Source organism: Flavobacterium sp. H122 (assembly GCF_004959765.1).
GTDB lineage: Bacteria > Bacteroidota > Bacteroidia > Flavobacteriales > Flavobacteriaceae > Flavobacterium.
The window spans coordinates 66,670-86,111 of record NZ_SJZD01000001.1 but is presented as its reverse complement, the minus strand read 5'-3'; the positions used below and the strand labels follow the sequence as shown (position 1 = coordinate 86,111).

The window sequence follows — 19,442 nt, the reverse complement described above, 5'->3', positions numbered from 1 at the left end:
GGTAAACTGTTTTTTAAATGTAATTTTGCAAAAATTCCAAAATAGGTATGGTAAGAAGCGATATAGAACAGGTACAAGAGGAGAGAAAAGTACTCTACGACTATCAGTCGCGCGATATCAACGCCATTTTTGACCGAATGGACAATACTCCCAACAACTATCATTTATTGTATCAGTTGCCGACAGGAGGGGGGAAAACAGTAATCTTTTCGGAAATGGTTCGCCGTTATATTGAAACACACAATAAAAAAGTAGTGGTTTTAACCCATAGAATTGAATTATGCAAGCAGACTTCAAAAATGCTGAATTCTTTTGGGGTTAAAAATAAAATCATCAATTCAAAAGTTAAAGAATTACCTGATCAGGACGAGTATTCTTGTTTTGTTGCCATGGTGGAAACACTTAAAAACCGTTTGAATGATGATAAACTTCAAATTGATAATGTAGGTCTTGTTATTATTGATGAGGCGCATTACAATTCGTTTAGAAAACTATTGAACCGTTTTAAAAATTCTTTCATTTTAGGAGTTACTGCAACGCCTTTAAGCTCTAATATTGAGTTGCCTATGTATGAAAACTACAAGGAACTTATCGTAGGAGATCCTATTAAAAAGCTTATTGACAATGGATTCCTGGCAAAAGCCACAACATACAGCTATGATGTAACTTTATCCAGTTTAAAAATAGGTATCAACGGAGATTATACTGTAAAATCTTCTGACGAATTGTATTCTCAGTTAGATATGCAGGCTAAGTTACTGAGTGCTTATGAAGAAAAATCAAAAGGGAAAAAGACATTGATTTTTAATAACGGGATTAATACATCTTTATATGTTTATGAAACATTCAAGAAAGCCGGATATCCTATAAGACACCTTGATAATACAACCAGCAACGAAGAACGTAAAGAGATTCTAAGATGGTTCAAACATACTCCGGATGCAGTTTTAACATCTGTAGGGATTTTGACCACAGGATTTGATGAGCCAACGGTTGAAACAATTATCATAAACCGCGCTACAAAATCACTGACATTATATTTCCAGATGATAGGCCGTGGTTCCAGAAGACTGCCTAATAAAGCGGAATTTTCGATTATTGATTTAGGTAATAATGCGGCGCGTTTTGGTTTATGGGATGATCCTATAGACTGGCAGCATATTTTTAAAACTCCTGAATATTATATTGAAAATTTAAGAAGCGATTCAGAAATTGAGCGTTATTTTAAATTTGAAATGTCTGAAGAAGTCCTTGAATTATTTAAAAATACATTGAATTTTGAATTCGACGTTGAAGAAGAATTCAGAAAAGCTTTAGCTAAAAATCTACGTCCTAAAATTGTGATTGATGATTCCATTTTACAGCATGCCAGTATGTGTGTTGAAAATGCTGAAGAATTAAACGAAGCGAAACAACTTGCCAAATATCTGTTTGAAGATATTGATTACCGTGTGAAAGTTTTTTGCCGCTGCTTAGCAAATTCTACCAAAAACTACCGTGAATGGTTGGTTGATGATTATAAGACACGTTTACAGGTTACCATAGGCAAATTATACAGAGAACGTCTTTTTGCCATGGAAGATTAAATCAAGTCCCAAGTTTTTAAAAAATCTACATCCTTTAAATAAGCAATTATCCGGGCAAAGATTAGAGCTCTATGTCTTATATAAATCGATATATATTTGAACTATAATTTATATTATGTAAAATAGAATATTTTGAGATACTTTTCTTTCTTACAAAAAATGTTCTTATTTTTACCTCTTAGTAGCACATTGTAAGTCATGAAAAATTCTATTACAGAAAGCGTTGCGAATTTCCTTAAAGATTATAAACCATTCAGTTTCTTAAGCTTTGAAGATTTAAAGCAAATTGCAAATTTTATAAAAGTAATTCATCTTGAAAAAAACGAAAAACTTTTTCAGATAAATGATTCTTTGCATGACAGTTTTTATGTGGTTAATTCCGGTGTTATGCATTTGACAGTAATTTCAGATGCTGAAGAAACTCTTTTAAATAAATGTTACGCCGGTGATTTATTTGGCCTGCGTCCTTTTTTTGCTAAAAATAATTATCAAATGACAGCAAAAGCAAATGATGATACTGTTTTATTTGCCATACCAATCGATAAAGTCCGCCCGTTTGTTATTAAAAATGCTGATGTTCTTAATTTTCTGCTGGAGAGTTTTGCAAGTAATTCAAATAATCCGGCTGATAAACTTCAAAATAAATTAGTGTCTGATTCGGTTCAGATATCAGAGTTTCAAAATGATTTTTCATTTATTCAAACTTTAACTTACAATAAAAAACCACTTATTGTTACTATTGAACAGACTATTCGTGATGTGGCGCTTTTGATGACTGATAATCTTGTTGACAATGTTTTTATTATTCAAAACAAAAAACTTGTCGGTATTGCAACAGATGCAGATTTCAAGCAAAAAGTTGCAACAGGTAAACATGCCACACACTCACCTATTGCAAATATCATGACTTTTCCGGTGATTACTGTAACGGAAAATGTTTCGCTGGCCGAAGCTCAATTAGTCATGCTGTCACATAAAGTCCATCATTTATGCGTTACTGTTGATGGTACTCCCCATACTGAAATAAAAGGAGTTATCACTCAAAACGATTTGGTTCAGGCACAGGCGAACTCCCCTGGTGTTTTAATACGTGAAATCAAAAAGGCAACTAAATCTGAGGAGCTTAAAATTATCCATCAGTCAATGGAATCGATTATTCAGCAATCGCTGACAAAAAATATTCCAGTCCAGCATTTACACAATGTAGCCGGTGAGATTACTCTGGCAATTGTGAGGAGAGCGGTTGAAATCAGTATTTTGGAGTTGGGCTCCCCTCCTGTTCCGTTTGCTTTCCTGAGCATTGGCAGTCAGGGACGTAAAGAACAGCTTTTACTTACTGATCATGACAATATTTTAATTTATAAAGATGTTGAAATTCAGCAAGTCCGTGATGTAAAGTATTACTTTAGCCAACTGGCTAAACGAGTAGCCGGAATTCTTGAAAAAATAGGCTACAAACATTGTGAATTTGGTGACACTGTGAGTAATGAAAAATGGTGTAAGTCATTGAATGAATGGGTAAAACAGTACGAGAACTGGATTAATACTCCAGGTGAATATACCAGTGAACATTGTTCTATATTTTTTGATTATGAATTTGTTTTTGGCGACCAAAGCATGGAAGCAGCTCTGACAGATACTATTTTTAATATAAAAAACAAAACCTTATTCCTGGATTATTTAGGTAATGATGCATTGAACAAACCTGCTCCCTTAAATTTCTTTAAAAAATTCAATGAAGAAGATAACGGTCCATTTTACGGCAAATTCAATGTTAAGGAAAAAGCGATTAACCAATTGGTTGATATTGGACGTTTACTTGCCATTCAGTATGGACTTAAAGGTGTAAATAATACTTATTATCGTTATAAAGAATTGGCTATTAAAGATACTGAAAACGTTGAAGTTTACCAGAATGCTTCAGAAACATTCCTCTTATTGTCAAAATACAGGGCTTTGGAAGGACTGAAAAATGACAATTCCGGCGAATATATTGATGTTGAAATTTTATCAAAAGCCGAAAAAGAAAAATTAAAAGATTCGTTACACGTTTTAAAAGATTTAGAAGAAATAGTAAAAGATACTTTTCAGCTAACACAATTTTCATAACATGCTTGATTGGTTTAAAAACTTAGGAAAGGATTATCCTGAATTTTGGAGAAACTACTTGATTCAACAGGAAATACCTTCTGTTAGAAAAGTAGCCTTACATATCGAAACGACAGGAATTAATCCCGTCAAGGATAAAATTTTATCTATTGGTGCAATTTCGATTGAAAATAACCAAATCATGATTGAAAACAGTCTGGAAATTGATTTGGATAAATCTAAAAAAACAGACGCAAAACAACTAACATATGAGGAAGTCCAGGCTATAGAATCATTAATCAATTTCATCGGTAACGCAACACTTATAGGACATAGAATTCATTATGATATTGAAATTATAAATCAATATTTGTCAAGGCTTCAAAGCGGCCGGATTAAAAATAATTCTTTGGATGTGGAAGTCATGCAAAGCCGTATTTTAGATCAAACTTCAAAAAAATATTCATTAGAGGAATTGCTGGTGTTTTATAAAATAAAAAATCCGGAAATACATACCTCAGGAAATTTAGCGTATAATGTTGCATTATTATTTTTGAAAATGAGAAATAAATTAGGTTTGTGATTCTTATCAGGCAATAAAATAAAAAAGTCCCCAAATTTTTTTTTATTAATTCCTTTAATTAAAAACAATGAATTTTTTTAGAAGAAAATTTTACAAATTCTATTTGGGTACACTTGAAAATTTTAATGCAGATGATACAAAAATTTCAGAAATTCAATATTTATTAAAAAACAACACAAAACCAGATTTAAGCTCTCCAAAGGAATTTATGGAGAAAATACTTTGGCTTAAATTACATCATTACACTGAAAATTATGGTAGGTTTGTGGATAAATTTGAAGTTAGAAGTTATGTTGAAGATAAAATAGGCAAACAATATTTAAATGATATTCTTGGAGTTTATGATTCTGTAAGTGAAATAAATTTTGACAAATTACCCAATCAATATGTCTTAAAAGGAACTCACGGATCTGGTTATAACATAATTGTAAAAGATAAAAATCAATTAAATATCAGTAAAACTAAAAAGAAATTAAACAAGTTTCTTTCTCAAAACTACTATGATAAATTTCGTGAATCAATTTATAAAAACGTAAAGCCAAGAATTATTGCTGAAAAATACATTTCTGAAATTGATAATGATTCACTTATAGATTATAAATTTCATTGTTTCCATGGTCAGCCAAAATATGTTTTTGTCCAAAAAAATAAATCGGAAAACATAACCAAGAGTTTTTATGATTTAAATTGGAATAAAGTTTTACCTGAAAAATATATTCCGGCATTTTCAAATTCTGATTTTAAGAAGCCTGAAAATTTCGATGAAATGATTCGGATTGCTGAAAAATTATCTGAAGGTTTTATTTTCCTTCGTGTAGATTTATACTCAATTGGTGACAGAATTATTTTTGGTGAACTTACTTTCTTTTCAAATGGAGGTCTTGTTAGAAGCTCTATTGAAAGATTTAATCAAGAGTTTGGAGATCTTATAAAACTGCCAATCTAGATTTTAATAAATAATTCTCCTTAACTGTTTCATTTTAAATGCAAACAGTTAACCTGTATATACATAAAAAAACGTATCACTTTTAATAAAAAAATTATCATGAATGATTATCGAGTGTTATTTCAAAGCAGAGCTTCTGATTATCACTTTGCAATGCAAAACTATCCTGAAGCAAGAAATAACGAATTTAATTCCTTACTATCTTCTATAGATTTCGGCTTAATTAATGAAGCTTTAGATATTCCATCCGGTGGAGGCTATTTAAAAAAATACATCCCAAATCATATAAATTTAAAATCAGCTGATTTTTCAGAAGGATTTATTAATGAAACAATTGAACTTATTTCACCAAGAAAATTACATTTTGAATCCAATACGTTTGATGTGATTTTTTCCCTGAGCGGCATGCATCATTTAGAGGATGTACCATTATTTGTAGAAGAATGTTTAAGAGTACTCAAAAATGGCAAAAGTTTTGTTTTTGCCGATGTAGAAAAAGGTTCAAGAGTAGATTGCTTTTTAAATAAATTCGTGAATGATTATAATTCACTGGGGCATGATGGAAATTTCTTTTATAAAGATTATTTCATGGAATACCCTAATCTACAAAGCAAATTAGCAGCTTGTCAGGTTAATAAATATCCGTTTGTATTTAATGACCTAAATGACATGATTCATTTTTTTAAACTTTTTTTCGGACTGGATAAAGCTGATAATACAACTATTTTAGAAGGTGTTCAAGATATTTTAGGTATTAATAAAACTCAAAATGGTATAGAAGTAAATTGGGAGTTAATTCAATTTGAATTTAAAAAGTAATAAGTAAACAGTCTTGAGACTGATTAGGATTCATATTTTTTGAATTTAGCTTCACAAGAAAGTAAATAGCGCTTTTCTATAAATATAAAACCCTGAAGTGCAGACTTCAGGGTTTTATATTTATAGGCTAGATTTTTTTTAAACCTTACCTTCTTTAATTTCTTCAACAACTTCCGGATTTAATAAAGTTGAAGTATCTCCAAAATTTGAAAAATCACCTTCAGCTATTTTACGCAAAATACGGCGCATAATTTTTCCGGAACGTGTTTTAGGCAAACCATTTACAAATTGGATTTTATCCAGTTTTGCTATTGGTCCCACTTGGTCGGAAATCAATTGGTTTATTTCTTTAGTAAGATTTTCACGGTCTCTATACTCGCCGCGTTCTTTCAGAATAATAAAACCATATAAAGCATTCCCTTTTATATCGTGCGGAAAACCTACGATAGCACTTTCAGCAACTGCCGGATGTTCATTGATAGAATCTTCAATAGGAGCTGTTCCTAGATTATGTCCAGAAACAATAATAACATCATCTACCCTGCCTGTAATTCTGTAGTAGCCCACTTCATCACGTAAGGCGCCGTCACCTGTGAAATATTTACCAGGGAAAGCCGTGAAATAAGTTTCTTTATATCGCTGGTGATCTCCCCATATTGTTCTGGCAATACTTGGCCAAGGAAATTTTATACACAAACTGCCAACCACTTGATTGCCTTCAATTTCATTGCGCAGTTCATCCATTAAGACTGGTTGGATTCCAGGTAGAGGCAACGTTGCATAGGTTGGTTTGGTTGGAGTAACAAAAGGAATAGGTGCAATCATTACACCTCCGGTTTCAGTCTGCCACCAGGTATCAACAAGCGGGCAACGTTTCCCTCCCACATGATCGTTATACCAATGCCAAGCCTCTTCATTAATGGGTTCACCAACAGAACCAATCATCTTTAATGACTTTAAAGGAAATCTCTGTACGTAATCCAAGCTCTCCTTTGCTAAGGCACGGATTGCCGTTGGTGCTGTATAAAATTGGGTTACTTTATGTTTTTCAATTACTTCCCAAAAACGAGAAAAATTAGGATATGAAGGTATTCCTTCAAAAAGTACTGTAGTAGCGCCATTTAATAACGGGCCGTATAATATATAAGAGTGTCCGGTTATCCAGCCAATATCAGCGGTACACCAATACACATCACCATCTTCATAATTAAATACATTTTTGAATGTATAACCTGTGTAAACCATATATCCTGCAGTAGTATGAAGCATTCCTTTAGGTTTTCCCGTAGAACCTGATGTGTATAAGATAAATAGAGGATCTTCAGCGTCCATCATTTCCGCTACATTATTATCAATCGCATCATCTAATAATGGCTGCAGCCACTGATCTCTGCTTTCTTTCATGCTGACAGTTTCATTGGTTCGTTTAACCACTAAAACTTTTGCAACTGATGGACATTTTTCTAAAGCCTCATCAATAATTGATTTTAGGTTCACGGTTTTATCACCGCGATAACCTCCGTCTGAAGTAATAACCATACTGGCTTCACAATCGTTGATTCTAGCTTCAACAGCACCTGCAGAGAAACCTGCAAAAACTACTGAATGTATAGCGCCGATCCTTGCACAGGCTAAAACAGCTACTGCCAATTCAGGAATCATAGGCAGATAAATACAAACACGATCTCCTTTTTTAATACCCTGCTCACGAAGCACATTGGCCATTTTTGAAACTCTTTTGTATAGTTCGTTATAGCTAATATGCTGTGCTTCTTCGTTTGAATTATTCGGTTCAAAGATTATAGCCGTTTTTTCTCCTTTTCGGGCTAAATGACGGTCAATGCAATTTTTAGTAATATTAACTTTAGCATCAATAAACCATTTAAATTGTGCTTCCTGCATATCAAAATCAAAGACTTTATCCCATTTTTGATACCATACAAAGTTTTCATCGGCTATTTTATCCCAGAACTTTTTAGGTTCCCTAACCGATTTTTTATACATTTTAAAATAATTCTCTAAATCTTTTATTACGTAGTAACTCATAGCATTTAATCTTTGTATATTCCTATATATAACTTTCCTTCCTGGTCAATTGACGCGCGGTACATACCGGCAGTATTAAATTCAAAGGTAATACTTCCTTTTTTATCAATTGCAGCAACACCTCCGTCACCACCAAGTTTTTTTACTTTTGCCATAACGGTTTGTGCGGCATTTCTTAAAGATGCTTTTTTATATTCCATTAATGCAGAAATATCATGAGCCACCACTGAACGGATAAAAAATTCACCCCACCCGGTTGCTGAAACAGCACAAGTAGCATTATTTGCATAAGTTCCTGCGCCAATAATGGGCGAATCCCCTACTCTGCCCCAGCGTTTATTGGTCATTCCTCCTGTGGATGTTCCGGATGCTAAATTACCATACTTATCCAATGCAACGCAACCCACAGTACCGAATTTCTGATCTTTAAATTCAGTTTGTTTTGCTTTATCCAAAGCTTTTTGAGCTTTTTCAGTATAAAAATAAGTAGGATCAACAATTTCCAATCCTTTTTCCTTTGCAAAACTTTCAGCTCCTTTTGAAGTCAGCATCACATGCTGTGATTTTTCCATGACAGACGTAGCCAGTAAAATAGGGTTTTTTACTACTGTAACACCTGCAACCGCTCCAGCTTTTAAAGTTTGCCCATCCATAATGGAAGCATCCAATTCACACTTTCCTTCATTGGTTAAAACTGCCCCTTTACCGGCGTTGAACAAAGGGGAATCTTCAAGAATAATAATAGTTTTTTGAACTGCTTCGAGCGAAGTACCTCCGTTTTTTAAAATTTCATGGCCGGTTCTAATAGCTTTTTCAAGTGTTGCTTTATATGCTTCTTCAAGTTCAGGTGACATATTGGCTTTTAAAATAGTACCGGCACCACCATGCAAAGCAATAGCAAAGTTATTTTCCGTTGCTCTGCTATTGACAGATTTACAGCCGGTAATTACTAATGAAAAGAAAATAAAGAGCAATGTTTTTTTCATTTCTACAAGATTGGTTTTCAGTGTATGAAATTACTTCTAAAATTTAAAAAACCGAAATCATTTCAAAAAAAAAGAGCTCCATTTTGGAACTCTTTTGGTATGTTTTGTGAAAAATTAATTTTTTCTGCTCATGAATATTCTCAGTATATACCAGAACAATAACATTACTGAAGCAAAAATCTGTAAAGCCGCACCAACATATTGATTGGTCGTATAATTTTCTTTAATCTGATGGGTCTGGTATAAAATACTTGCTGAAGCCAATACTACCATAGCCAATGAAAACCATAGACCCAGGTTAAATCCGAAAATTGCTCCTGCAACGATTGCTCCCAGTGAAACAAATCCACCTATCATAATGGCTGTTCTTAAAAAAGAAAAATCGGTTTTTGTGAATAGCACGACAGCTGTCAATCCTGAAAACATAAATAAAGTAATCATTGCAGCAGGCATAACAACATTACTTTCTGAGTAAATCGTTGCCATTGCAATCATAGGTAAAAAGATAATCGCTTCAAGAATAACATACAATCCTAGACCTAAATACTGCTTATCCTGAGAAGGATGGAATGCCAGATTATTTGACATTGTTGAACCTAACCAAAATAATCCCAAAATAAAAAGCCATACATATTTACCTCCCATCATTGATACTATTACGCTTTGAGGAATAAGGTCAAGCAATAAATATTCTACAACGATAAAAGCTAAAATTGCAGCAGCAACATGTGTATAGGTTTTTTTAAAAAATTCTGCCTGTTCAACTTGTGAAACATTTGAAACTAAATCATTTTGTGTATACATAGTTTTTCGGTTTTAGAGTTATCGAAAATAATATATTTTTTAAAGAGAATTACTACACTCACCTTTTTATTATCAACATTCAAAATCTGAAAAAAATTAAAGTATAATTTGAATGAATCCGAAGTGAATAACTATTTAATCATTACTCACTATAATTTTTGTAAATTAGTAATTCAATCAAATAAAAAACAACATATGAAAAGAAGAGCAACTGCCGTATGGAATGGCACAGGAAAAGATGGTAAAGGACATTTAAGTACACAAAGTACCGTTTTAAATAAAACACAGTATTCATTCAGTTCCCGATTTGAAGAAGGGATAGGGACAAATCCTGAAGAATTAATTGGCGCAGCTCATTCCGGATGCTTTACCATGAAATTAGCATTCAACTTACAGGCAGCTGGCTTTACTCCTGACGAATTAAAAACGGATGCAGAAATTGTTTTTGAAGATGGTGTTATTGTAGCTTCAAATTTAAACCTGACTGCCTCAGTTCCTGATATAGAAGCTTCACAGTTTGAAGAATTGGTTCGTGATGCTGAAGCCAATTGCCCTATATCAAAGTTGCTGCACACAAAAATTAATGTAACTTATAATTTAAACAGTTAGAAAATATAAATTACATACAGTACATCCCAAAAGTTGTAATTACTAAAAAGCAGTTACTCTTTTGGGATTTTTTTAACGTTATATTGGCTTTTGTCGGTTGAATTTATTTGTAAGAATTTATTTATATTTGATTTTTAAAAAATCATGCTTATGAAATTAAAAATTACATTTATTTTATTTTTACTATCTCTAAATTTAAAAACAGTTGCTCAAAATTCATCCTTATTTGAATTGCAGTCTTATCAGAAAAAAGAAAACGATCACGTAAATTTTGTATCACTTTCCGATATTTACTCATTAAGTGAGCATAAAGATTCAACAGCTATTCCAAGCCTGAAAGGAAAAACAGAATCCAATTCAAAATATTTAAAATTGGAATCCAAATTCAGAAAACGCTTTTTAAATAAAACAAAAATTGCTGAAACAGATAAATTGTTCATTTATGATTATTCAAAAGATATTTTACTGTCATTTCCTGTAAAATCACTTGACCTTGTTGCCTGTTTGAATGTCTACGGTGCCGAATGGCCTTACAATCAGAATGATTTTATGATAGGTTTTGAAATAGACGATAAACTTGCATCGATCAAAGATAATTTTAGTACTGTTTTTGTATATGCAGGTAAAGAAAGTCCTTTTAGCAAAGGTGAAATCAAAAAAATTATATGGAAAAAAATTACAGCTAAAGATTTACCAGTTTCAGTTGCCAAAGGGAAAAAACTGAATGAATTAAATCAGTTTGTCAAAACAAGCAAATCAAAACCGGGACAGTTTTTTGAATTTAAGACTAACGGTTACCAATGCTATTTACAGGAATATACAGACAGTAAAGGCAAAACTATTCAAGGGAAATATTTGACAGTCGTTAATGAAGCTAATAAAAAAGTAATTTTTCAAAAACTATTTACGGAAAGCGAAGGCGTTTCTTTTGCTCCTATTGATAATCAATGGATAGGAAAACTTTTAAATGATAAAACTCCGGTGGTTTTTGGATTTCAGTATTTCTCGTTTGGATGTGAAGAAATCAATTTTTTGCAGCAATCTGAAAAACCTGTTTATATTAATTGTGATAACAGACATTAACAGGATCACCAATAGTATAAAAGCAAACGTCCGTAACTTCTTAATCATGAAATTACGGACGTTCATATTTAATGTCTTTTAAGGATTAAGACCAGCTGCCGCTTCCACCGCCTACACCTAGAACAGTTGAAACAGATCCAGATTGGAAATGTCCTAATAAATTAGAATTTCCATCAAAGAATAACAAGCTCGTATAAACCGGCGTACAGTTAAACTGGAAACTAACTGTATTGGCATATAAGCGGTTAATATCGTCAGTATAAACATCTCCATAAAGAGCACCTCCACCTGGTGTTGTAAGACCACCTGCTTTTCCATTGAAAGTTTTTCCGCCATTTTGAATTTCTATCTGAAATTGCAAATAAAACATAAAACTTGCTACACTTCCTCTGGCAGGATATGATTGAGTTGCCGCTTTTAAAATTTGTTTTTTAGCTGATTCTATAGCCGCATCTTCTAATTTTCCTTTCATAGCCACATGAAAATCATGAGCAATAATTTCTTTACTAACCTCTTGTTGAACTGCATTTTCAGTTCCATTTTGATTTGCCATAATAGTTTGTTTTAATACACCTACTCTTTTTAAGCTTTTCGGTAAACGCTGTTTATTTGAATAGTGTAAAATTAAAACTACCATCAATTCCATATATGAGTAAAACTACCTGATTTTGTTTGATTTAATACTTTAAAATTAGAACCCCGGAAAATTCACCAGGGTTAAAATTATTTAACAAATATCTCTTTCAATTGACCAATAATGTTTCCGCTTCCGGAAATGGTAATTTCACCAATTCTATCAGCAATTTTTTCAACATATTCCATTTCTTTCAATTTCCATAGCATTTCGTTTTCTTCCATTAATTTGGCTGTATTCAACAAGCTTCTGGTAGATGCGGTTTCTTCACGTCTCATAATGCTGTTGGCCTGTGCTTTCTTCTCAGCTACCAATACCTGATTCATGATTTCTTTCATATCGCCGGGTAAAATAACATCTCTGATACCTGCATCAGAAACAAAAACGCCAAGATTTTGAATTTTATCTTTTACTTCTTCTAAAATATTTTCAGCAATTGTGTCTTTCTTGCTCAATAATTCATCTAAAGTAAAAGCGCCGATAAAAGCTCTTAAAGCCAACTGCATTAAAACGTACAATTGTTTTTCAAAATCTTTATTTTCCAACAAAGCTTTTGAAATAGCAACCACCTGATACTTTACAAAAAAATTAATCCGTAATGAAGCCTTGTCTTTTGTCAATAATTCCTGACCGGAAATTTCCATTTGTTGCTGTCTCAAATCAATTGTTTTAATTTCTACCGGAATGGTATTGTTCCAAAAATAATAGGTCCCTGCCCCTACTTCTCTGGCAAACTTGCCGTCAACAAAAAGCAATCCCTTTTCATGGCTCATTACCTGAAATCTTCTGGTTAAATGTCTGACTTTTACGTTTTCCAATAAAGTCAAAGGAATATCTTCAGTGATTTCTACTTTAGATAAGTCAACTTTAATGAATTCATTTTTAATATATCCTTTCCAAAAAGCGAATCTTCCGGTTGCCAGCACCTCTTTGAAAATTCCATTCACAAAATACAATGCAATTTCATTGTCGGCAATTTCAACAATTTCCAGCATTGACGCCAATTCTTCGTTTTGCAATAAAATATTCAATTCTACAGGTGCAACAAATGATTGTTTCATCTCATAAGTTTCAACTTGTTTGTTACCAAAAATCCAATGAGAACCTTCTTTTAAAACGGTAATCAGTTTTCTGTTTTCAAATACCAAGCCCACTTGGTACGCTTTGATTTTAATTCTTTTAATCATCTTATATCGTAATAAATTATTAATCTTTTAAATAAAAAAACCTTCCAGACTTTATCCTCCGGTCTAGGACGGAAATGGGTCAGTTTGAAAAAGCATTCTGATGGTTTTGTACTATTTTTGAATACTAAAATTTTAAAATTCAGCAAGTACCAAAGCAAAAGAACGGTTCAGCAAACAAAACTGCTTTCAGGTCTTATCTTGAGTGTCATAGTTGCATTTAATCATCTCTGACTGATAAAGGCCAAAAGGCTTTCTTTAATGACATTCTTTTTAAAGAGAGAATGAAACTCTGTTAAACAGATTTTGAGTCTGTTTGGTGACAGCCACTGTCAAACACAATCCCTAATCGTGTGCAGGATTCGAACCTGCGTAACCAAGGTCTATTGTTCTAACCAACTGAACTATCCTGAAAACCAGGAGTGGGAATCGAACCCACGACCGATAGAGTCGGAAGATTTTTTGGAAAACCCTCGAAACCTCCAAATCAAGTTGCATGGTAAAACATCATACGCCTCCGCGCAATGTTCGCCACATTAGTGCCATACAGAAACACCCAACAGGACTTGTTTGATATTGTTATAATTTCATTTCCTTTATTTCATAGGCATTGCTTACCTCTTTGATCAGAACATTTTCCAGATTAACTGAAATATAATGAGGCATGTAACAATCTGAGAATTCTGTAGCTATTTCATGACCGTTGGCACATACTTTATTCATCCCATCTATTCCTGAACTTCCACAGCACCCTGTGAATCTTCGAGAATCTTTATGGTTTTTGAAATAGTAATCATCAATGGCAATGACCAATTCTTTTTTGTTGGTGAATTCATTGAAATAAACTGAAAATTTATTCTTTTCAATCATATTTGTCCCGTCATCAAACCTTAGTTCACTTTTGTACACTTCATAAAATTCAGCAGTTAACTTTACATTGCATTTTTTGCAATGCATCTTAATTGTTCTCATGTTCTGTTTAATTTCTGAACAAAGATTTTAAAATCAGTGCGCAATTATTTTGCGTACTACACAAAATCATTTTCAAAACCAATTTATACATCTTTTGTCTGGGAAGCAGGACTCGAACCTGCAGCCTCCTGCATCCAAAGCAGGTAAACAACCAATCGTTATCTTCCCAGTTTTAGCAGCTCATACGGGAATCGAACCCGTGGCATCCGAGAGACAGTCGGATAGGTTGCCATTGCCACAATGAGCCAGTTCCCTTTCTAAAGAACTTTATGTGAGGTTCCAACAAGATTCGAACTTGTATCTGCTGTTTAGAAGACAGCCGTTCTATCCCTTGAACTATAGAACCTTATGTTTTGTGATCCAATCAGGATTCGAACCTGAAACCCTTCGCTTCGTAGGCGAATACTCTCTCCATTTGAGCTATTGGATCATTATGAGAGTAAGTAAATTGAACACTTTTTACCTAACTAACTGTTATTTATAAATACTACCTACTCTCCTGTTTTTTAAGCATAAAAAAAGCACCTTGTTAAAGGTGCTTCATACATAACAATAAGATATTATCCTATTGCCTATACGGGTACACCTGTGACATTACCATCGGGAAATCAAATCCGGGTCTGAAGTCATAATCCGATGCTATGCTTCGTTCTTTGCTGCTATTTGTTAGTAATGCTTTCATATTCATTTTTATATAATTCCTTTAGTATAACACAGAAGGATATTTGTAATTCGTTTCGTAATAATTCTGAGGCAAAGATAAAGTCAAAAAAAAGTAACTTCCAAATTATTTTTTAATTTATTTTATTGATTTACAGTGTCTTACATTTATTTTTAAACATAAAATACCCTGTCCGTATTCCTACAGATATTCTGATTTTTTCAAATGGCTGTCTCTCATCTGATTGCTGTTCAAAACCTATCTTTTGTTATTTCTTTTAATCATGAAACATTTTTTCTTTTTTTTATATTTTTTTGTCTTTGGCTTAAAAAATTCAATTCATTATTACTTTTTTGCATAAAAAAAGCGTCCTTTTAAAGAGGACGCTTGGTATATTTTATAGTAAAAATCGATTATATTCTAAATCTATTCCTTTCAAAACAAACAAACGTCATCCCACAAGCAGAAAATTTTACTGCCGGGCGTTGATCTAAACTAATACTTAGTACTATATTATGTCTGTTTTGTTTTTTCATTATGATGCAAAAGTAAGATTTTTTTTATTTTATAGACAAATTATTTATCAGCCAATAATTTTTCTTCTTCCGGTGTGATATCTACAACTGCATAAGTTGGAACTTTCACTATTGCCATTTCATCCAATACATCAACTAAATTACCGTAATTTGATTCTTTACTTGGTTTGATGATAACAATAAGCCCTTTTTTGTCACCATAAAAATTTTTGAGAAATTGATTTTTAGAAATCATTTCTTTAATCAAAAGATTGTCATTAAATTTAAAACTCCTTGTTTCATTTGAGAAATCCAACCTGTTTCCTTCGTAGCAAACTATTTTATTTATACCCACTAAAACTGTATATAGTCTGTCTTCTCCCAAACAATAAGGTTCAGTTCCACAGTCAATATGCCTTTTATCAGGCATCCCAAAATCCATAGCATTGGATCTTGATAAAAAAGAACTCAGCATAAAAAATACAATCAGTAAGAACGAAACACTAACCATAGCGGTTAAGTCAACCCGGGGTTGCAGTTTTTTAGATTTTTGTGTGATGGAAGTTTTGCCGAAAGTGTTTCTTGCTTCGCTCATTATATTCGGTTTTATTGGTTTGCAGTAAAAATAGCAACAATCATACCGAAATGTTAAAGAAAACTAAAAATTTATTTAAAAAAATAAACCGGTATTACACCTGCAGATAATTAAATTTGAAAAACTATTAGCAATTATATGCCTATAAAAAAACACCTAGACAATTACGCATAGGTGTTTAACTATAAATATTCTACAACAGGTAAAAAAATCAGTTCAACTGGTACACTATTGATTCAGTTTATTTTTGAATCCATTCACTTGTACAATCGGAAATCCCGGCTGTTTTCTTAATTACCTGCGGTGTGGAAGTCAAATGTCCGTTTTCATCCACATACACAATCATATTCTCAAGACTTTTTCCTTTATTATTCTCTTTTTGAGTTATTATTGGCTCAAATTTCAGCTTTTTCTCATTTTTCCTAAAAAATGAATTAGCTATATTTTTTATATTTATATTCCACATACCTATTATTATATTACTTTATTATACCGTTGAAACGGTCAGACGCACCCCTATAAGTTTCTCAATATTCTTAAGGTCAGATTTTTCCTCTGTACTGCAAAACGTTACAGCTGTTCCTTTTTTGCCGCCACGTCCCGTTCGTCCTATTCTGTGAACATAGGTTTCAGGAATATTAGGCAAATCATAATTCACCACATGCGGCAGCTCATCAATATCAATACCACGGGAAGCAATATCAGTTGCTACCAGAACCCTAAGGGAGTTAAGCTTGAAATCTTCCAAAGCTTTCTGACGTGCATTTTGTGATTTGTTTCCGTGTATGGCAGCCGCTGTAATACCTTTTTTGGTTAGTTTATCTACAAGCTTGTTGGCACCATGTTTTGTTCGGGTAAAAACCAATGAACGTGATATTCCTTCTTCATCTAAAATTGTTGCCAATAATTTTTCCTTATCATTTTTCTCAACAAAATACACCGATTGCGTTATCGACTGCGCCGTAGAGGAAACAGGATCCACGCTGACATACGCAGGGTTTTTCAGTATTTTTTCAGCCAGCTTTTTTATTGTGTCCGGCATGGTAGCTGAAAAAAACAAGGTTTGCCTGTTTTGTGGTAAACTAGCCACTACTTTTTTTACATCATGTACAAAACCCATGTCAAGCATACGATCGGCTTCATCCAATACAAAAATTTCCAAGTGCGAAAGATCTACTTCTCTTTGCTGCATTAAATCTAATAAACGTCCGGGAGTTGCAATTAGTATATCAGTACCCTTTTTTAATGTTTTTATCTGATGAAATTGAGAAACACCTCCAAAAATAAAAGTATGTTTCAATTTCATGTGCGTCCCGTAAGAGGTAAAATTATCACTAATTTGAATTGCCAACTCTCTTGTAGGTGTAAGGATCAAAGTCCTTATTGCATTAGGCTGTTTTTCAGGTGTATTGGCTAACCGCTGCAGAATAGGAATGGCAAAAGCGGCCGTTTTTCCAGTCCCTGTTTGTGCGCATCCCATCACATCACTGCCTTTCAAGATTAAAGGAATAGCTTGTTGTTGTATGGGGGTTGGGGTAACATATTTTTCCTGCTCAAGTGCCTTGAGAATAGGATCAATTATATTTAAATTTTTAAAAGTCATACGATTTAAATTATAAGCCTTTATAAAGGCTTGGGTTATTTCAAAACACTGAAATCATTTAATTATTATTCAATGTTTTGTTAATGTGGTATCCATCATCTTTTTTTTATGGAACAGCAACGGAAATAACAGGGTAAAATAATTTAACCTATTTGCTAAATTCTCACAAAAGTAACGATGAATAGTGAAGATGGTAAAAAACAGTTTTGAATTTGTTATTTATTAATACTAAGGCAACTGAAACGCCAAAACTGAAGAGAAATAGAAAAAAAATCACAATCAGGAAGAGCACTGGCAGAAAACCAATCAGGTGCAAATATAGTCATAATATATTAATATAGAGTGATTTACTTTTATTTTTTGTTCTGCCGGATGGTTTGACAGTTAGATTATTAGAACAATAAACGTTGGGCAAATCATATAATTATGTGTCTGAGAGCTATTTTAAACCACAACTTTTCATTCTATATTATCTCTTTCTTACAAAAATACGGATAGGCAATAATTGTGGTGTTTTGGCTCCGGTTGCGCTCAGCTTTCTCCATAACCATTCAAAAGGACCGTAAGTGTGTGATTGGAGCCACCAGTAGCTAAAAGCTGTCTGCAGACAATAAACGACTATTGCAAAAACAAAGTAAAAATAAAACGGTAAATGATGAAACACTCTTAACCCTGCTCCTTGAAACACTATAAAACTTATTATGTTTTGAACGATATAATTGGTAAAAGTCATTTTTCCAACATGTGAAAAAGCTTTAAACAGAGCCTTTCCTTTATTATTGATATACAATAAAACGATACCCGAAGCTGTAAACAGCATTGTGGCTATTACCAACCAGTAATGAAAAGAAAAATATTTTAAGTAACTCCATTGTAAAGCAGCTGAAAGTATAAAGATTCCCCACATTACTAATGTCAGTGTAAGCGAGCTGATCAAAACTTTTTGAAAAAGCTTTTTCTTTTCAGGCAGATTTACAAAAAAATGACTCTTTTGCAATGCCAACCCAAACAGCATGCAGGCAAACATTACAAAATGTGCAGTTACCGAGTATGGCAGACTAAGCACTTCGTAATAATAAGAGCTTAATAAATTGTATTTAAAGACATCCAGCCACTGACTACTTCCCCGTAAAGGAGCTATAGCTTCGGCTAGAGCATTGATATGGGATCCATCTATAGTATTTATTTTTGCCGTTAAAAAAGGAAAAATCAAAAACATTATACTTGCAGTAAGCATTAATTTTTTAGCTGATAAATGAATAAAAAACAAAAAAAGAAGTCCTAAAAAAGCATAATCCCTTAAGATATCCCCATCAAAAAGAATACTGTTAAAAAGGGCAAAAACTGACAAAACCAACATGCGTCGGAAAAGAAATATGTGAGTGTTTTGCTGTCTTTTTTCATAAATAACTCCAAAACCAAAGCCAAACAGCACAAAAAGCAATGTCCATCCCTTAGCAGAAAACAAATAGGTTTCCAGTGTTTCTATAAATGTATTTACAATCTCATTTCCATTTATTTTCCCTTCCGGACTGTATCCAAAATATAAATAATTGGATATAACCACTACAAAAAGCGCCCAGCCTCTTAATACATCAATAATTTCTACTCGTTGCGTTGTTTGCATGTTTGTTTTAATATATATAATACCTTACTGTCTCCATGAAATAAAGAGATTTTTCTCGTTAAAACTGAAGCCAAATATATAAAATTACCTTTAAAAACTTA

Annotated in this window: 17 protein-coding genes and 5 tRNA genes; 7 read left to right on the top strand and 15 right to left on the bottom strand. The window is 32.9% G+C overall.

What is annotated here, in order from left to right; all coding sequences use genetic code 11:
- The first annotated feature begins 47 nt into the window (after positions 1–47).
- From EZM65_RS00465 to EZM65_RS00445, 5 genes are all read left to right on the top strand, one after another.
- A complete protein-coding gene (locus EZM65_RS00465; RefSeq protein WP_136666553.1) occupies positions 48–1,586 on the top strand; it encodes a DEAD/DEAH box helicase in 1,539 nt (512 codons plus the stop codon).
- 198 nt (positions 1,587–1,784) lie between these two features.
- Positions 1,785–3,695: a DUF294 nucleotidyltransferase-like domain-containing protein gene (locus EZM65_RS00460; RefSeq protein ID WP_136666552.1), complete on the top strand. Its 1,911-nt coding sequence runs from the start codon at positions 1,785–1,787 to the stop codon at positions 3,693–3,695.
- Between the two features lies 1 nt (position 3,696).
- Positions 3,697–4,257, top strand: coding sequence for a PolC-type DNA polymerase III (locus tag EZM65_RS00455; protein WP_136666551.1), 561 nt, complete (start codon positions 3,697–3,699; stop codon positions 4,255–4,257).
- A 67-nt stretch (positions 4,258–4,324) separates the two neighbouring features.
- A complete protein-coding gene (locus EZM65_RS00450) occupies positions 4,325–5,203 on the top strand; it encodes an ATP-grasp fold amidoligase family protein (RefSeq protein ID WP_136666550.1) in 879 nt (292 codons plus the stop codon).
- A gap of 99 nt (positions 5,204–5,302) precedes the next feature.
- A complete protein-coding gene (locus EZM65_RS00445) occupies positions 5,303–6,022 on the top strand; it encodes a class I SAM-dependent methyltransferase (protein WP_136666549.1) in 720 nt (239 codons plus the stop codon).
- Positions 6,023–6,160: 138 nt separating this feature from the next.
- Here EZM65_RS00445 and acs read toward each other — a convergent pair whose 3' ends face one another.
- The 3 genes from acs to EZM65_RS00430 all read right to left on the bottom strand — a co-directional run bounded on the left by acs (position 6,161) and on the right by EZM65_RS00430 (position 9,858).
- Entirely contained in the window at positions 6,161–8,068 is a 1,908-nt protein-coding gene (acs, locus tag EZM65_RS00440; protein ID WP_136666548.1) for an acetate--CoA ligase, read from the bottom strand.
- A gap of 5 nt (positions 8,069–8,073) precedes the next feature.
- On the bottom strand, positions 8,074–9,054 hold the full coding sequence (locus EZM65_RS00435; RefSeq protein ID WP_136666547.1) for an isoaspartyl peptidase/L-asparaginase family protein: 981 nt from the start codon (positions 9,052–9,054) through the stop codon (positions 8,074–8,076).
- 114 nt (positions 9,055–9,168) lie between these two features.
- A complete protein-coding gene (locus EZM65_RS00430) occupies positions 9,169–9,858 on the bottom strand; it encodes a Bax inhibitor-1 family protein (protein WP_136666546.1) in 690 nt (229 codons plus the stop codon).
- Between the two features lie 195 nt (positions 9,859–10,053).
- Here EZM65_RS00430 and EZM65_RS00425 point away from each other — a divergent pair, with 195 nt between their 5' ends.
- Together EZM65_RS00425 and EZM65_RS00420 are read left to right on the top strand one after the other, a co-directional pair.
- On the top strand, positions 10,054–10,467 hold the full coding sequence (locus EZM65_RS00425) for an OsmC family protein (protein WP_136666545.1): 414 nt from the start codon (positions 10,054–10,056) through the stop codon (positions 10,465–10,467).
- A 150-nt stretch (positions 10,468–10,617) separates the two neighbouring features.
- Positions 10,618–11,550, top strand: a complete 933-nt coding sequence (locus tag EZM65_RS00420) for a hypothetical protein (protein ID WP_136666544.1) — start codon at positions 10,618–10,620, stop codon at positions 11,548–11,550.
- A gap of 85 nt (positions 11,551–11,635) precedes the next feature.
- On the opposite strand, the gene EZM65_RS00415 is transcribed toward EZM65_RS00420, so the two are convergent.
- The 12 genes from EZM65_RS00415 to EZM65_RS00370 form a co-directional block, all read right to left on the bottom strand.
- Entirely contained in the window at positions 11,636–12,187 is a 552-nt protein-coding gene (locus EZM65_RS00415) for a VapA/VapB family virulence-associated protein (RefSeq protein WP_371682978.1), read from the bottom strand.
- An 86-nt stretch (positions 12,188–12,273) separates the two neighbouring features.
- A complete protein-coding gene (locus tag EZM65_RS00410; RefSeq protein ID WP_136666542.1) occupies positions 12,274–13,371 on the bottom strand; it encodes a slipin family protein in 1,098 nt (365 codons plus the stop codon).
- A gap of 351 nt (positions 13,372–13,722) precedes the next feature.
- Positions 13,723–13,774, bottom strand: a tRNA-OTHER gene (locus EZM65_RS15415).
- A gap of 173 nt (positions 13,775–13,947) precedes the next feature.
- Complete coding sequence (locus EZM65_RS00405; RefSeq protein WP_136666541.1) at positions 13,948–14,340, bottom strand: hypothetical protein; 393 nt, start codon at positions 14,338–14,340, stop codon at positions 13,948–13,950.
- A gap of 97 nt (positions 14,341–14,437) precedes the next feature.
- Positions 14,438–14,510 (bottom strand) — tRNA-Pro (locus EZM65_RS15410).
- 6 nt (positions 14,511–14,516) lie between these two features.
- A tRNA-Asp gene (locus EZM65_RS00400) sits at positions 14,517–14,587 on the bottom strand.
- 27 nt (positions 14,588–14,614) lie between these two features.
- Positions 14,615–14,686 (bottom strand) — tRNA-Arg (locus EZM65_RS00395).
- Positions 14,687–14,696: 10 nt separating this feature from the next.
- Positions 14,697–14,770 (bottom strand) — tRNA-Arg (locus tag EZM65_RS00390).
- An 807-nt stretch (positions 14,771–15,577) separates the two neighbouring features.
- On the bottom strand, positions 15,578–16,111 hold the full coding sequence (locus EZM65_RS00385) for a biopolymer transporter ExbD (RefSeq protein ID WP_136666540.1): 534 nt from the start codon (positions 16,109–16,111) through the stop codon (positions 15,578–15,580).
- Positions 16,112–16,352: 241 nt separating this feature from the next.
- On the bottom strand, positions 16,353–16,577 hold the full coding sequence (locus tag EZM65_RS00380; protein ID WP_136666539.1) for a hypothetical protein: 225 nt from the start codon (positions 16,575–16,577) through the stop codon (positions 16,353–16,355).
- 21 nt (positions 16,578–16,598) lie between these two features.
- Positions 16,599–17,714, bottom strand: a complete 1,116-nt coding sequence (locus EZM65_RS00375; protein WP_136666538.1) for a DEAD/DEAH box helicase — start codon at positions 17,712–17,714, stop codon at positions 16,599–16,601.
- 469 nt (positions 17,715–18,183) lie between these two features.
- Positions 18,184–19,341: a DUF418 domain-containing protein gene (locus EZM65_RS00370; protein WP_136666537.1), complete on the bottom strand. Its 1,158-nt coding sequence runs from the start codon at positions 19,339–19,341 to the stop codon at positions 18,184–18,186.
- Between the last annotated feature and the right edge of the window lie 101 nt (positions 19,342–19,442).

What these genes read in the sequence shown, in the direction of transcription:
- EZM65_RS00435 (WP_136666547.1), bottom strand. Translation starts at nt 9,054, where the DNA reads ATGAAAAAAACATTGCTCTTTATTTTCTTTTCATTAGTAATTACCGGC.
- EZM65_RS00420 (WP_136666544.1), top strand. Translation starts at nt 10,618, where the DNA reads ATGAAATTAAAAATTACATTTATTTTATTTTTACTATCTCTAAATTTA.
- EZM65_RS00410 (WP_136666542.1), bottom strand. Translation starts at nt 13,371, where the DNA reads ATGATTAAAAGAATTAAAATCAAAGCGTACCAAGTGGGCTTGGTATTT.
- EZM65_RS00370 (WP_136666537.1), bottom strand. Translation starts at nt 19,341, where the DNA reads ATGCAAACAACGCAACGAGTAGAAATTATTGATGTATTAAGAGGCTGG.
- EZM65_RS00405 (WP_136666541.1), bottom strand. Translation starts at nt 14,340, where the DNA reads ATGAGAACAATTAAGATGCATTGCAAAAAATGCAATGTAAAGTTAACT.
- EZM65_RS00455 (WP_136666551.1), top strand. Translation starts at nt 3,697, where the DNA reads ATGCTTGATTGGTTTAAAAACTTAGGAAAGGATTATCCTGAATTTTGG.
- EZM65_RS00415 (WP_371682978.1), bottom strand. Translation starts at nt 12,187, where the DNA reads ATGGTAGTTTTAATTTTACACTATTCAAATAAACAGCGTTTACCGAAA.
- EZM65_RS00425 (WP_136666545.1), top strand. Translation starts at nt 10,054, where the DNA reads ATGAAAAGAAGAGCAACTGCCGTATGGAATGGCACAGGAAAAGATGGT.
- EZM65_RS00460 (WP_136666552.1), top strand. Translation starts at nt 1,785, where the DNA reads ATGAAAAATTCTATTACAGAAAGCGTTGCGAATTTCCTTAAAGATTAT.
- EZM65_RS00465 (WP_136666553.1), top strand. Translation starts at nt 48, where the DNA reads ATGGTAAGAAGCGATATAGAACAGGTACAAGAGGAGAGAAAAGTACTC.
- EZM65_RS00375 (WP_136666538.1), bottom strand. Translation starts at nt 17,714, where the DNA reads ATGACTTTTAAAAATTTAAATATAATTGATCCTATTCTCAAGGCACTT.
- EZM65_RS00450 (WP_136666550.1), top strand. Translation starts at nt 4,325, where the DNA reads ATGAATTTTTTTAGAAGAAAATTTTACAAATTCTATTTGGGTACACTT.
- EZM65_RS00385 (WP_136666540.1), bottom strand. Translation starts at nt 16,111, where the DNA reads ATGAGCGAAGCAAGAAACACTTTCGGCAAAACTTCCATCACACAAAAA.
- EZM65_RS00380 (WP_136666539.1), bottom strand. Translation starts at nt 16,577, where the DNA reads ATGTGGAATATAAATATAAAAAATATAGCTAATTCATTTTTTAGGAAA.
- EZM65_RS00445 (WP_136666549.1), top strand. Translation starts at nt 5,303, where the DNA reads ATGAATGATTATCGAGTGTTATTTCAAAGCAGAGCTTCTGATTATCAC.
- EZM65_RS00430 (WP_136666546.1), bottom strand. Translation starts at nt 9,858, where the DNA reads ATGTATACACAAAATGATTTAGTTTCAAATGTTTCACAAGTTGAACAG.
- acs (WP_136666548.1), bottom strand. Translation starts at nt 8,068, where the DNA reads ATGAGTTACTACGTAATAAAAGATTTAGAGAATTATTTTAAAATGTAT.